This is a genomic window from Pseudomonas sp. R2-60-08W (genome assembly GCF_003852335.1).
Lineage (GTDB): Bacteria > Pseudomonadota > Gammaproteobacteria > Pseudomonadales > Pseudomonadaceae > Aquipseudomonas.
The window spans coordinates 5,825,493-5,838,856 of record NZ_CP027731.1 but is presented as its reverse complement, the minus strand read 5'-3'; the positions used below and the strand labels follow the sequence as shown (position 1 = coordinate 5,838,856).

12 protein-coding genes are annotated in these 13,364 nt (G+C 57.6%); 9 read left to right on the top strand and 3 right to left on the bottom strand.

What is annotated here, in order from left to right:
• The first annotated feature begins 585 nt into the window (after window positions 1-585).
• The 5 genes from rpmH to mnmE all read left to right on the top strand — a co-directional run bounded on the left by rpmH (window position 586) and on the right by mnmE (window position 4,514).
• Window positions 586-720, top strand: coding sequence for a 50S ribosomal protein L34 (rpmH, locus tag C4J90_RS26825; protein WP_003213577.1), 135 nt, complete (start codon window positions 586-588; stop codon window positions 718-720).
• A gap of 13 nt (window positions 721-733) precedes the next feature.
• Complete coding sequence (rnpA, locus tag C4J90_RS26820) at window positions 734-1,141, top strand: ribonuclease P protein component (protein ID WP_372237513.1); 408 nt, start codon at window positions 734-736, stop codon at window positions 1,139-1,141.
• Window positions 1,134-1,379 (top strand): membrane protein insertion efficiency factor YidD, encoded by a 246-nt coding sequence (yidD, locus tag C4J90_RS26815; RefSeq protein WP_003213574.1) that lies wholly within the window; start codon window positions 1,134-1,136, stop codon window positions 1,377-1,379. The genes rnpA and yidD overlap by 8 nt, the downstream gene beginning before the upstream one ends.
• A gap of 2 nt (window positions 1,380-1,381) precedes the next feature.
• Entirely contained in the window at window positions 1,382-3,064 is a 1,683-nt protein-coding gene (gene yidC, locus C4J90_RS26810; protein ID WP_124421172.1) for a membrane protein insertase YidC, read from the top strand.
• Window positions 3,065-3,143: 79 nt separating this feature from the next.
• Window positions 3,144-4,514, top strand: coding sequence for a tRNA uridine-5-carboxymethylaminomethyl(34) synthesis GTPase MnmE (mnmE, locus tag C4J90_RS26805; protein WP_124421171.1), 1,371 nt, complete (start codon window positions 3,144-3,146; stop codon window positions 4,512-4,514).
• Between the two features lie 8 nt (window positions 4,515-4,522).
• Here the strand turns inward: mnmE and C4J90_RS26800 are convergent, their stop codons facing one another.
• From C4J90_RS26800 to C4J90_RS26790, 3 genes are all read right to left on the bottom strand, one after another.
• The gene (locus C4J90_RS26800; RefSeq protein WP_372237512.1) at window positions 4,523-6,853 is read right to left on the bottom strand and encodes a TonB-dependent siderophore receptor; all 2,331 of its coding nucleotides are present in this window, start codon (window positions 6,851-6,853) and stop codon (window positions 4,523-4,525) included.
• A 193-nt stretch (window positions 6,854-7,046) separates the two neighbouring features.
• Window positions 7,047-7,991 (bottom strand): FecR domain-containing protein, encoded by a 945-nt coding sequence (locus C4J90_RS26795; protein WP_124421169.1) that lies wholly within the window; start codon window positions 7,989-7,991, stop codon window positions 7,047-7,049.
• Window positions 7,991-8,497, bottom strand: a complete 507-nt coding sequence (locus C4J90_RS26790; RefSeq protein WP_124421168.1) for a sigma-70 family RNA polymerase sigma factor — start codon at window positions 8,495-8,497, stop codon at window positions 7,991-7,993. Before C4J90_RS26790 ends, C4J90_RS26795 begins: the two co-directional genes overlap by 1 nt.
• Window positions 8,498-9,016: 519 nt before the next feature.
• Between C4J90_RS26790 and mnmG the strand changes: the two genes are divergently transcribed.
• From mnmG to C4J90_RS26770, 4 genes are read left to right on the top strand one after another with little or no spacing between them, the layout of a single operon-like run.
• Window positions 9,017-10,909, top strand: coding sequence for a tRNA uridine-5-carboxymethylaminomethyl(34) synthesis enzyme MnmG (mnmG, locus tag C4J90_RS26785; protein WP_124421167.1), 1,893 nt, complete (start codon window positions 9,017-9,019; stop codon window positions 10,907-10,909).
• Window positions 10,906-11,550, top strand: coding sequence for a 16S rRNA (guanine(527)-N(7))-methyltransferase RsmG (gene rsmG, locus C4J90_RS26780; protein ID WP_124365075.1), 645 nt, complete (start codon window positions 10,906-10,908; stop codon window positions 11,548-11,550). Before mnmG ends, rsmG begins: the two co-directional genes overlap by 4 nt.
• A gap of 18 nt (window positions 11,551-11,568) precedes the next feature.
• On the top strand, window positions 11,569-12,366 hold the full coding sequence (locus tag C4J90_RS26775) for a ParA family protein (protein WP_057725767.1): 798 nt from the start codon (window positions 11,569-11,571) through the stop codon (window positions 12,364-12,366).
• A 9-nt stretch (window positions 12,367-12,375) separates the two neighbouring features.
• Window positions 12,376-13,248 carry a ParB/RepB/Spo0J family partition protein gene (locus C4J90_RS26770; protein WP_124365074.1) on the top strand — a complete coding sequence of 291 codons (873 nt, stop codon included), beginning with the start codon at window positions 12,376-12,378 and terminating at the stop codon, window positions 13,246-13,248.
• Window positions 13,249-13,364: the final 116 nt, after the last annotated feature.

The following is a 13,364-nucleotide window of genomic DNA, read 5'->3' as shown; positions in this document are numbered from 1 at the left end:
GGATATCCCCTAAGTTGAAAGCCGGTGAGGCAAAAACAGCCGCCATTGTAGCGACCAGCCGCCCACTTATCCACATGAAGGTTGCGCACAGGCCACCCAAAATCAACGTCTTAACCTTGAAAAAGGCGACCGACGGTCTGTGAATAAGCTCTGTGGATAACCGCCCCTGAGCCCATTGCACAAGTGGGGCCGAAAGTCTGTGGGTAACTGGCCTGTGGATAACAAGCCATTCCACACACAGCTTATCCGACAGCGCAGCACAGGCAGAGCACCGTTTCTCCCCCGTGTTGTCATTCTCTGTACATCAGGTGGAATAAGGCCTAAAGGCAGTTATCCACAGCAGATCGCTTCCCTAGCTTTTATAAGCTTTACAGAAAAGCTTTAAATAACTTCCTTCTTTATTTTTATATCTATGCCATCGCTCATGGAAGAGAAGCAGGCAGAAAGGCTGACGTGGCCGCCAGAGATCTAATTAAAGGAAAAGCTGGTTGGAAATTGACCTAGAGGCTTGCTTTCTCTAGAATCGCCGGTCTCTTAAAACGGGGGCCATTCCGGCCCGTTGTGGACGAACCAGGTAACAACGCCATGAAACGTACTTTCCAACCAAGCACCATCAAACGCGCCCGTACTCACGGCTTCCGTGCTCGCATGGCTACCAAGAACGGCCGTGCTGTCCTGTCGCGTCGCCGCGCCAAAGGTCGTGCGCGTCTGGCAGTTTGATAATCCGGTACTGGTGGTGAGTCAGGACTTCAGTCGGGAAAAGCGTCTGCTAACCCCCCGGCATTTCAAGGCAGTCTTTGACTCCCCCACCGGCAAGGTTCCGGGGAAAAATCTCCTGCTCCTTGCGCGTAACAACGATCTTGGTCACCCCCGTCTCGGGTTGGTGATCGGCAAGAAGAGCGTAAAGCTCTCCGTTGAGCGCAATCGCCTCAAGCGTCTGATGCGCGAATCGTTTCGCCTCCACCAGGACACTCTGGTTGGTTGGGATATTGTTATCGTCGCGCGCAAAGGCTTGGGGGATGTAGAAAACCCCGAATTGATTCAGCATTTCGGCAAGCTCTGGAAACGTCTGGCGCGTACCCACAAACCAGCACCAGCAGTCAGCACCGAAACTGTAGGGGTAGACAGTACCGATGCGTAAACTGGCACTCGTTCCGATCCAGTTTTATCGCTATGCCATTAGTCCTCTGATGGCCAACCACTGTCGCTTCTACCCCAGTTGTTCCTGCTACGCGTTAGAGGCCATAGAAAATCATGGCCTTCTGCGCGGTGGCTGGCTGACCTTTCGTCGTTTAGGTCGCTGTCATCCGTGGAATCCCGGTGGTTATGACCCGGTTCCGCCTATCCCTACCTCCCGTTCCTCTTCGATGGCCGAGTAATCATGGATATTAAACGCACGATCCTGATCGTCGCCCTGGCAATCGTGTCCTACGTCATGGTCCTGAAATGGAACCAAGACTATGGCCAGGCTGCCCTGCCGACTCAGAATGTTGCTACCAATCAGGCTGCGCCGGCTATTCCGGACACCCCGCTGGGTAACAATGCGTCCGCGAGTGCCGATGTTCCCAGCGCGAATGGCGAGACAAGTGCCCCGTTAGAAACGCCAGTGGTCACCAACAAAGACCTCATCCACGTGAAAACGGATGTGCTCGACCTGGCTATCGACCCGCAGGGCGGTGATATCGCACAGCTGAAGCTGCCGCTTTATCCACGTCGCCAGGACCACCCGGATGTTCCGTTCCAGCTGTTCGATAACGGCGGTGAACGTACCTATCTGGCGCAAAGCGGCCTGACCGGCACCAATGGTCCGGATGCGCGTGCTACCGGTCGTCCGATTTATGCGACCGAGCAGAAAAGCTATCAACTGGCTGATGGCCAGAACCAGCTGAACGTCGACCTGAAATTCAGCCTCGACGGCGTCAATTACATCAAGCGTTTCAGCTTTACCCGTGGTTTGTACGATCTGAAGGTCACTTACCTGATCGACAACACCAGCGACAAAGCCTGGAGCGGCAACCTGTTTGCCCAGCTCAAGCGTGACGCCAGCTCCGATCCTTCTTCCAGCACCGCCACCGGCACCGCGACTTACCTGGGCGCTGCCCTGTGGACAAGTAACGAGCCGTACAAAAAAGTGTCGATGAAAGATATCGACAAGGGCGCGCTGAAGGAAACCGTTCAAGGTGGCTGGGTAGCCTGGCTGCAGCACTACTTCGTGACCGCATGGATCCCGAACAAGGGTGATGCGAACCTGGTTCAAACCCGCAAGGACAGCCAGGGCAACTACATCATTGGCTTTACTGGCCCGGCGTTGACCGTCGCACCCGGCGCCAAGGCTGAAACCAGCGCTACCTTGTACGCTGGCCCGAAAAGCCAGGCAGTGCTGAAAGAGTTGTCCCCAGGTCTGGAACTGACTGTGGACTACGGCTTCCTCTGGTTCATTGCCCAGCCGATTTTCTGGCTGCTGCAACATATCCACAGCATTGTGGGTAACTGGGGCTTCTCGATCATTTTCCTGACCATGCTGATCAAGGGGATCTTCTTCCCGCTGTCAGCCGCCAGCTACAAGTCGATGGCGCGCATGCGTGCCGTGGCGCCGAAGCTGGCCGCGCTGAAAGAGCAGCATGGTGACGACCGGCAGAAAATGTCGCAGGCCATGATGGAGCTGTACAAGAAAGAGAAGATCAACCCGTTGGGTGGTTGCTTGCCGATTCTGGTGCAGATGCCGGTATTCCTGTCGCTTTACTGGGTACTCCTGGAAAGCGTGGAAATGCGCCAGGCGCCGTTCATGCTGTGGATAACTGACCTGTCGATCAAAGACCCGTTCTTTATCCTGCCGATCATCATGGGCGCGACCATGTTTATCCAGCAGCGCCTGAACCCGACTCCGCCGGATCCGATGCAGGCCAAGGTGATGAAAATGATGCCAATCATCTTCACCTTCTTCTTCCTGTGGTTCCCGGCAGGTCTGGTGCTGTACTGGGTAGTCAACAACGTCTTGTCGATCTCCCAACAGTGGTACATCACACGTAAAATCGAAGCGGCTACCAAAAAAGCCGAGGCGTAATTTACTCTGTGGATAACCACTCAAGACGCCCCCTAGTGGGGCGTTTTGCTTTCTGCCACTTTAATTCTGGAACCTGCTGATGAGCGCTCCTCGTGAAACCATCGCTGCTGTCGCAACCGCTCAAGGTCGCGGCGGCGTCGGTATCGTTCGAATTTCCGGGCCGCTCGCAGGCGTGGCCGCCAAGGCGATCAGTGGGCGGGAGTTGAAGCCGCGGTATGCCCATTACGGCCCGTTTCTGGATGGGGACGAAAGCGTGCTGGATGAGGGCTTGGCGCTGTATTTCCCGGGACCCAACTCCTTCACCGGCGAAGATGTGCTGGAACTGCAGGGGCACGGCGGCCCGGTCGTATTGGATATGTTGCTGCAGCGTTGTCTGCAATTGGGCTGCCGCCTGGCCCGTCCGGGGGAGTTCAGCGAGCGCGCCTTCCTGAATGACAAACTCGACCTGGCACAGGCCGAAGCCATTGCCGACCTGATCGAGGCCAGTTCTGCACAGGCAGCGCGCAACGCATTGCGTTCGTTGCAGGGGGCTTTTTCGTTACGTGTGCATAACTTGACTGAGCAGTTGATCAGCCTGCGCATCTATGTCGAAGCGGCCATTGATTTCCCTGAAGAGGAAATTGACTTCCTGGCCGATGGCCACGTCCTGGCGATGCTGGATAAAGTCCGCGAGGAGTTATCCACAGTGTTGCGCGAAGCCGGGCAGGGCGCATTGCTGCGTGACGGTATGACCGTGGTGATCGCGGGTCGTCCCAACGCCGGCAAATCCAGCCTGCTTAATGCTTTGGCGGGGCGCGAGGCGGCCATCGTCACCGAAATTGCCGGTACCACTCGGGATATCCTGCGCGAACATATCCACATCGACGGTATGCCGTTGCACGTGGTCGATACGGCCGGATTGCGCGATACCGACGACCAGGTGGAAAAAATCGGCGTAGAACGCGCGCTCAAAGCCATCGGCGAAGCAGATCGAGTTTTATTGGTGGTGGATGCGACGGCCCCCGAGGCTGTGGATCCTTTTGCGTTGTGGCCCGAATTCCTCGAGCAGCGACCAGACCCGGCTAAAGTCACCTTGATCCGTAACAAGGCCGACTTGACCGGTGAGGCCATTGCGATGCAAACCAGCGACGATGGCCATGTGACTATCAGCCTCAGTGCCAAATCGGCAGGGGATGGCCTGGAGTTGCTCCGTGACCATCTCAAGGCGTGCATGGGCTATGAGCAGACCTCGGAGAGCAGCTTCAGTGCACGCCGCAGGCATCTGGAGGCGCTTCGCCACGCCAGCGCGGCGTTGGAGCACGGGCGAGCACAGCTGACCCTGGCAGGGGCAGGGGAGCTGCTGGCTGAGGATTTGCGTCAGGCGCAGCAGCTGTTGGGGGAGATCACCGGCGCGTTCAGTTCCGATGATTTGCTCGGGCGAATCTTTTCCAGCTTCTGTATCGGCAAATAGTCACGCGCTTACCAGTTGTAGGACACCGTACCCAGCAAGGTACGGCTGTCGCCCCAATAGCAGCGCCCCGCGTCGTTGCAACCGGCTACATACTCCTTGTCGAACAGGTTCTTGGCGTTCACATCCACTGACCAGTGCGAATCGATCTGATACCCCACCGCTGCATCCACCAGCGTGACACTTCCAGCATCCAGCTTCCCGTACAGCGTAGGCGCCGTGTAGGAAAAGGTGCTGTCGAAATAACGCACGCCACCGCCCACAGACAGGCCTTTAAGGTGACCGTCGAGGAAGCGGTATTTGCTCCACACCGAAGCCTGGTTGCGCGGAACGCCGGTCATCTGATGCCCTTCTACCAAGGAAGTGGCGGAATCCTTGGTAATCCGTGCGTCAGTGTAGGTGTAGGCCGCGGTCACATTCAGGTTTGGCGTAAGGTCGCTGTTGATTTCAACTTCCACACCTTTGGCGCGGCTCTCACCTACCTGGCGATAACTGTTGGTGGTGGCATCGAGGTAGGTGTCGTCCTGTTTGCGCAAGTCGTACACCGAGAGTGTCATCGCCGTGTCCCAGCCGATCGGCTCGTACTTCACGCCCACTTCATATTGGCTGCTGGTGATCGGCTTCAACGGTGCGCCGGCGTTGGAAATCTGCTGCACCGGAACGAACGCGGTGGAATAGCTGACATACGGCGTCAGGCCGTTGTCGAACTGGTACATCACGCCACCCTGGTAGGTGAACTTGCGGTCTTGGGTGCTGATGTTGCTGGCCTTGTTCACTTTGTCGCGGAAATCGCTGTCGACCCAGTCCTGCCGCCCACCGAGCAGGAACAGCCAGTGGTCGTACTTGCTTTGGATCTGGGCGTACACGCCTTTCATTTGCTGCTCGAGCAAGGTGTTCTGCACAGCGATCGGCGTGAGCGGGTCCCTCAGGTACACGGGGTTATACACATTGATGGTACCGGCGAAACCGGCATCCCAATCCTGGTTGAACGAGGTGCGGTCGTAGCTGGCGCCGACCAACACAGTGTTTTCCAACCCGCCGACCTGGAATTTGCCTTCGAGCTGGTTATCCAGGGAATAGACCATGGATTTGTTGTAGCGGTCGTAGGCGGTCATGTTCAGTTGGGTGCCGAAGCCCCGGTTATTCAGCGCGCTCGGCCAGGTTTCATGGCGGTCGATACGTGACTGCATGTACCGCGAGTTCTGGCGGAACTGCCAATCGTCGTTGAAGCTATGGCTGAACTCGTAGCCAGTGCTCCAGGCTTCACGCTCAAAGGTGTTCCAATCCGGGTCGCCGAGCATGGTGTGCTTGGACAGCTTACCGTTGGGATTAGTGAGTAAGGTGCCCGCAGCGGGTAGGCCAAGTTCCAGATTGGTGTGGTCTTTCTGGTAGTTGGCCAACAGGGTCAGGGTGTTGTAGTCGTCAAAATTCAGGGTCAGGGACGGGGCGATGTAGATACGATCGTCCGGTACGTGGTCGGTCTGGGTATCGGATTTTCGGCCAAGCATCACCAGGCGACCGAGGACATTGTCACTGTCATTGAGCGGCCCGGAGATATCCACACCCATCTGGCGCCGGTTGTTCGAGCCGTACCCCAATTGCACTTCGCCCTGGGGGTTGGCGGTCGGATGTTTGCTGACCAGGTTGACCAAGCCGCCCGGCGCGTTTTCACCGTAGAGCAGCGAAGAAGGGCCGCGGAAAACCTCGACCCGCTCCAGGCCATAAGGCTCACTGGTGGTGTCGTACCGATTGCCTTGCACGCGTAGTCCATCCCTGAGCAGGCCGTAGCCATAGTCCGTAGCGTTGAAGCCTCGAATGAAAAACAGATCGCCCGCCAGCCCGTCGCCTGCGGCAAAAGGCGGCGCGAAAATACCGGGTACGTAACCGAGCACTTCGGTCAGTGTTTGCGATTTTTGATCCTTGATACGTTGCCCGGTCACCACCGATACCGAACGAGGCGTCTGTGACAGAGGCGTACTGGTCTTGGTGCCGATACGGCTGTTTTGCGCCTTGTAGCCAACATCCGGCGCCAGTTCCTGACCGAATCCATCCGATTGATACGCGCTTACGGTCGTCGGTGCGAGAGTGAGCTGGCCGATAGGTATTGCTTGCAAGCCATAGCTGCCGGGCGCCTGGGCGACGGCCTGCAACCCCGAGTTTTGCAGCAGCAGCGCGAAACCTTGATCTACCGAATAATCGCCATCCAGACCGGAAGTGGTCAGACGCGAAGTCTGTTGGGGCGAGAACGACAGAATCACATTGGCCCTGGCGGCAAACTGGCTCAGTGCACTGTCCAGTGGGCCGGCAGCGATGACGTAATGTTGCGTCGTACTGGCGGCCATGACCCCTGTGGATAACAACGTACCGCAGGAGGTGGCGAGCAGCAGGCCGTAGGTAAGGGCGCGGCAGGAAAGTCGCTGGCGTAGCGGGGTAGGAAGGCACATAAATGGGTAAGCCCTGAAGGTAGCGTCGTGATTACCTGAAGGGCCGCGCCAGATAAAAAAAAGATAACCCCCCTGTGGATTATTTTTTCAATCAGCCGATTCGGTTGACTGACACCCAATAGCGCGTGAAGTACTTCACCTGAATCGGCAGGGTGGCCTGCAGGTTGGTCAGTACCGCGTCTGTCGAGTCCAGGCGGAACGCTCCGGAAACACGCAGGCCAGCGCAGGCCTGGTCACACTGCATCAGGCCCGGCCGATAGCGCGCCAGTTCAGCAATAACATCGCCAAGTCTGGCGTCGAGCACGATCAATTGACCGTCGGTCCAAGCTGCTTGTGTGCGGCCATAGTGCTGGGTGGGCCTTATGGCGTGTCGGTCAAATTCCGCGCATTCACCCGCACCCAGCGTTCGGCTGCGGTCGGGCTGGTCGCCGGGGGACAGGTTGACCCGATCTTCCAGAACGCCTACCCGTGTGGAATCTGGGAACTGACGCACGGTAAATCGAGTGCCCAACGCCTGCACGCGGCCGTGATGCGTCTCCACGTATAACGGCGGGTACCCGGCCCGCTTCCCGCTGTGGATAAGTACCTCACCCTCGCGCAGCCGGATCAAGCGCTGGCGCGTGTCGAACATCACATCGATGGCCGTGTTGGTGTTGAGATCAACTTGAGTGCCATCGGCCAGTTCGATTCGCCGATGTTTACCCACAGGCGTTCGGTAGTCGGCCCATACGTTACCCAGGGATGTATGGCGTTGAACATTCCAGCCCAGATACCCGGTACCGCCGAGTACCAGCATCCACTTGAGTACCTGGCGGCGTTGTTGCGTGGTGGTCAAGGCGCGCCGCGTGAAGTCCTGGGGCAGGGCGCCGAGGCTGCGCTGCAACTGCTCCAGTTGGCTCCACGCCGCTTGATGGGAAGGATCCCCGTTGAGCCATTGCTGCCAGGCTTGCCGTTCGGCGGGCGTCGGCGATTGCGCTTGAAACTGCACATACCAGCCGGCTGCAGCCTCGAATGTCTTGCGATCAGGCGCGGGCATTACAGACTGGCCATGATCAGTGAACACTCGGTCAGCGCACGAATCACGTGTTTCTTCACCGTGGTCAATGACACCTGCAGATCATCGGCGATCTGTTGATAAGTCAGCCCTTCAATCTGCGACAGCATGAAGATCCGCCGTGCACGTTCGCCCAAACCGGCCAGCGCCTTGTCAACAGACACCAGGGTTTCAATGATGATTGCCTTGTCTTCTTCACTGATGGCGGTGGCTTCAGGGCGCTCAGCCAGGGTTTGTTTATAGGCCTGCTCGATGGCGTGCCGGCGATAGCGATCAATCACCAGGCCTCTCGCGATGGTCGCCAGGTAATCCCGTGGTTCGAGGATCTGCACAGCGTCGCGCCCACCCAGAATACGCACGAACGTATCGTGGGCCACATCGGCCGCATCGCAGGCGTTATGCAGCTTGCCTTTGAGCCACCCATGCAACCACGAATGGTGTTGCTCATAGATGTGCTGCACAGCTGTCGTGTGTGAAGGAGGGGACATAGGCGCGACAAGGTAGGTTAATGATAATCGCTATTATTAACCGTCCTCGTGTTTTCCCACAATAGATGTCTTGAGGCCAAATTTGCGGTTGGAGCCGGTGGTTTCCGTGATTTAAGCCCTGTGAATAACCGCCCTTGGGCCCAGTTGATAACCACGCCTGAAACCTGAGCAAAAACCGCTCTGTGGATAACCATCACTTTAATCCACAGGCTTAAGCCACTTATCCAACCCCCTCATTGGCACATGACCACAACCTTTTGAATCGCTGTACACAACGTAAATCAAAGCCTGTAGAGATCTATCCACAGAAAAGGTGCTCAGTAGAAATAAACATAAAAACAAAGATTTAATATATTTCTCTCTTTTAATTTCTATTGTCTGTGATTCATCCACAGCTGGTTAAATTTTGTGCAAAGGGTTCTTTAGGCAGGGCTAAGTCCCTATACTTGCCGCCAAAGCTCTAAAACTCTTTCAACAAACAATTCCTGATTACCTACATAAGCAGGCACGAGGTGCGTGGTGGATTTCCCTTCCCGTTTTGAAGTGATCGTCATCGGCGGCGGTCATGCCGGTACCGAGGCAGCACTGGCGTCAGCGCGCATGGGCGTAAAAACCCTGTTGCTGACGCATAACGTGGAAACCCTCGGCGCCATGAGTTGCAACCCTGCCATCGGAGGCATCGGCAAAAGCCATCTGGTCAAGGAAATCGATGCCCTTGGCGGCGTGATGGCAACGGCTACCGACAAAGGTGGTATTCAATTTCGCGTGCTGAACAGCCGCAAAGGCCCGGCCGTGCGTGCTACCCGCGCACAAGCCGACCGCATTCTGTACAAGGCAGCGGTACGTGAAACTCTGGAAAACCAGCCGAACCTGTGGATATTTCAACAAGCAGCGGACGACCTGATCGTCGAGCAGGACCAGGTACGCGGCGTTGTCACCCAAATGGGCCTGCGTTTCTTCGCAGAATCCGTGGTGTTGACCACCGGTACCTTCCTCGGCGGGCTTATCCACATTGGCATGCAGAACTATTCCGGCGGGCGCGCTGGCGATCCGCCGTCGATTGCCCTGGCAAAACGCTTGCGTGAATTGCCGCTGCGTGTGGGCCGCTTGAAAACCGGGACCCCGCCGCGAATCGACGGGCGTTCTGTGGATTTTTCGGTGATGACCGAACAAGCCGGCGATACACCGATCCCGGTCATGTCGTTCATGGGTTCCAAGGAGCAGCACCCGAAACAAGTCAGTTGCTGGATTACCCACACCAATGCCCGTACCCACGAAATCATTGCCGCGAACCTCGACCGTTCGCCGATGTATTCCGGGGTGATCGAAGGGATCGGCCCGCGTTATTGCCCGTCGATCGAAGACAAGATCCACCGCTTTGCCGACAAGGAAAGTCACCAGGTCTTCATCGAGCCCGAAGGCCTGACCACCCACGAGCTGTACCCGAACGGGATTTCCACGTCCCTGCCGTTCGACGTGCAAATCCAGATCGTGCAATCGATTCGCGGCATGGAAAACGCCCACATCGTTCGCCCTGGCTACGCCATCGAGTACGACTACTTCGATCCGCGTGACCTGAAGTACAGCCTGGAAACCAAGGTGATCGGCGGCCTGTTCTTCGCCGGGCAAATCAATGGCACCACCGGTTACGAAGAAGCCGGCGCCCAGGGTTTGCTCGCCGGCACCAACGCTGCATTGCGTGCCCAGGGCAAAGACAGCTGGTGCCCGCGTCGCGATGAAGCGTACATCGGCGTATTGGTCGACGACCTGATTACCCTGGGCACCCAGGAACCGTACCGGATGTTCACGTCCAGGGCCGAATATCGCCTGATCCTGCGCGAAGACAACGCCGATCTGCGCTTGACCGAAAAAGGTCGCGAGCTGGGTTTGGTCGATGACGCGCGCTGGGCGGCCTTTTGCAAAAAACGCGAGAGCATCACTCTCGAAGAGCAGCGCCTGAAAAGCACCTGGGTCCGCCCCGGCACTGAACAGGGCGATGCGATAGCCGAAAAATTTGGCACACCGCTGACTCACGAATACAACTTGCTGAACCTGCTGTCGCGTCCGGAAATCGATTACGCTGGCCTGGTCGAAGTGACCGGCGGCGGCGCAGACGATCCACAGGTCGCCGAACAGGTGGAAATCAAGACCAAATACGCCGGTTACATTGATCGCCAGCAGGACGAGATCGCTCGCCTGCGCGCCAGTGAAAACACCAAGCTGCCTGTGGATATCGACTACACCGGAATTTCCGGGCTGTCGAAGGAAATTCAAAGCAAGCTGGGGATAACTCGGCCGGAAACTCTCGGCCAGGCTTCGCGTATACCTGGCGTGACGCCGGCAGCGATTTCACTGTTGATGATTCATTTGAAAAAACGCGGCGCGGGCCGTCAGTTGGAGCAAAGCGCTTGAGTTCGTTGGTCACCTCGCAACACGCCGAAGAGTTATCCACAGGTGCGCGCCAGTTGGGTGTCGGCCTGACCGAAGCCCAGCACGCCCTGCTGTTGGGCTACCTGGCCCTGTTGATCAAATGGAACAAGGCTTACAACCTGACCGCAGTGCGTGATCCGGACGAAATGGTCTCGCGCCATTTGCTCGACAGCTTGAGCGTGATGCCGTTTATCGAAAACGGTCGCTGGTTGGACGTCGGCAGCGGCGGCGGCATGCCTGGCATACCGCTGGCCATCCTATTTCCGGAGTCACAGGTCACCTGCCTGGACAGCAACGGCAAGAAAACCCGTTTCCTGACCCAGGTCAAACTCGAACTCAAGCTGGACAATCTGCAGGTTATCCACAGTCGCGTCGAAGCCTTTACGCCTGAGCAGCCCTTCAACGGAATTGTTTCCCGGGCGTTCAGCAGCATGGAGAACTTCAGCAACTGGACTCGCCACCTTGGCGACCGCGATACCCGCTGGCTGGCAATGAAGGGCGTCCATCCAAGCGACGAGCTGTTAGCATTGCCGGCAGACTTCCACCTCGATAGCGAACACGCCTTGGCCGTACCCGGTTGCCAAGGCCAACGCCATCTGCTGATACTGCGCCGCACGGCATGATTGGGAACACAAGCAAGAATGGCTAAGGTATTCGCGATAGCGAACCAGAAAGGTGGCGTGGGCAAAACCACCACCTGCATCAACCTCGCAGCATCCCTGGTCGCGACCAAGCGCCGGGTGCTGTTGATCGATCTCGATCCACAGGGCAACGCCACCATGGGTAGCGGTGTGGATAAACACGGCCTGGAAAACTCGGTCTACGACTTGCTGATCGGCGAGTGCGACCTGGGCCAGGCCATGCACTATTCCGAGCATGGCGGTTATCAACTGCTGCCGGCCAACCGCGACCTGACTGCGGCGGAAGTGGTGCTGCTGGAAATGCAGATGAAGGAAAGCCGTCTGCGCAGCGCCTTGGCGCCGATCCGCGAGAATTACGACTACATCCTGATCGACTGCCCGCCGTCGCTGTCGATGCTCACGCTCAACGCTCTGGTTGCCGCCGATGGGGTGATCATCCCCATGCAGTGCGAGTACTTTGCGCTCGAAGGCCTGAGCGACCTTGTGGATAACATCAAGCGTATCGCCGAATTGCTCAACCCGAACCTGAAAGTCGAAGGCCTGCTGCGGACCATGTATGACCCGCGCCTGAGCCTGATGAACGATGTGTCGGCGCAGCTCAAGGAACATTTCGGCGACCAGCTCTACGACACGGTGATTCCACGCAACATTCGCCTGGCCGAAGCGCCAAGCTACGGCATGCCGGCGCTGGCCTACGACAAATCATCCCGTGGCGCCATTGCCTACCTGGCGCTGGCCGGTGAGATGGTGCGTCGCCAACGTCGCAATTCACGCACCGCTGCAGCCCAGCCAACTTAAGGAATCCCCATGGCCGTCAAAAAACGAGGTCTCGGACGTGGACTGGATGCACTCCTGAGTGGTCCGACCGTCACTTCGCTGGAAGAGCAAGCGGTGCAGGCCGACGAACGTGAGCTGCAGCACTTGCCCCTGGACCTGATCCAGCGCGGCAAATACCAGCCGCGCCGGGACATGGACCCGCAGGCGCTGGAAGAGCTGGCCAACTCGATCAAGGCCCAGGGCGTGATGCAGCCGATCGTGGTGCGCCCCATTGGCAGCGGCCGCTTTGAAATCATCGCCGGCGAACGTCGCTGGCGCGCCAGCCAGCAGGCAGGCAAGGAAACCATCCCGGCGATGGTGCGCGACGTACCCGATGAAACGGCCATCGCCATGGCATTGATCGAAAACATCCAGCGTGAAGACCTCAACCCGATCGAGGAAGCCATCGCGTTGCAGCGGTTGCAGCACGAATTCCAGCTGACCCAGCAACAAGTGGCCGATGCGGTGGGTAAATCCCGCGTGACTGTGTCCAACCTGCTGCGTTTGATCGCGCTGCCGGAAGTCATCAAGACCATGTTGTCCCACGGCGACCTGGAAATGGGTCACGCCCGTGCTTTGCTCGGTTTGCCGGAAAATCAACAGGTTGAAGGGGCGCGTCACGTTGTCGCACGCGGGCTTACCGTTCGTCAGACCGAAGCGTTGGTTCGCCAATGGTTGAGCGGCAAACCTGCACCGGTCGAAACCGCCAAACCTGATCCGGATATCGCGCGCCTCGAGCAGCGCCTGGCCGAACGGCTAGGCTCTGCGGTGCAAATTCGCCACGGCAAGAAAGGTAAAGGGCAATTGGTTATCGGATATAACTCCCTCGACGAGCTTCAAGGTGTGCTTGCCCATATCCGTTGAAACATTCGCTGAAACAATTGCTCATGTAGCGCGTGATCGGAAATCACTACCCGGCAGTTGAATAGGGGCAGAACCGCCCCTATACTCTGCGCGCATTTTGTCGGCACAAAGTATGC

Bases quoted from the DNA above. Each gene is read 5' to 3' on its own strand.
- rpmH (WP_003213577.1), top strand. From the start codon at position 586: ATGAAACGTACTTTCCAACCAAGCACCATCAAACGCGCCCGTACTCAC.
- yidD (WP_003213574.1), top strand. From the start codon at position 1,134: ATGCGTAAACTGGCACTCGTTCCGATCCAGTTTTATCGCTATGCCATT.
- yidC (WP_124421172.1), top strand. From the start codon at position 1,382: ATGGATATTAAACGCACGATCCTGATCGTCGCCCTGGCAATCGTGTCC.
- mnmE (WP_124421171.1), top strand. From the start codon at position 3,144: ATGAGCGCTCCTCGTGAAACCATCGCTGCTGTCGCAACCGCTCAAGGT.
- C4J90_RS26800 (WP_372237512.1), bottom strand. From the start codon at position 6,853: ATGGCCGCCAGTACGACGCAACATTACGTCATCGCTGCCGGCCCACTG.
- C4J90_RS26795 (WP_124421169.1), bottom strand. From the start codon at position 7,991: ATGCCCGCGCCTGATCGCAAGACATTCGAGGCTGCAGCCGGCTGGTAT.
- C4J90_RS26790 (WP_124421168.1), bottom strand. From the start codon at position 8,497: ATGTCCCCTCCTTCACACACGACAGCTGTGCAGCACATCTATGAGCAA.
- C4J90_RS26775 (WP_057725767.1), top strand. From the start codon at position 11,569: ATGGCTAAGGTATTCGCGATAGCGAACCAGAAAGGTGGCGTGGGCAAA.
- C4J90_RS26770 (WP_124365074.1), top strand. From the start codon at position 12,376: ATGGCCGTCAAAAAACGAGGTCTCGGACGTGGACTGGATGCACTCCTG.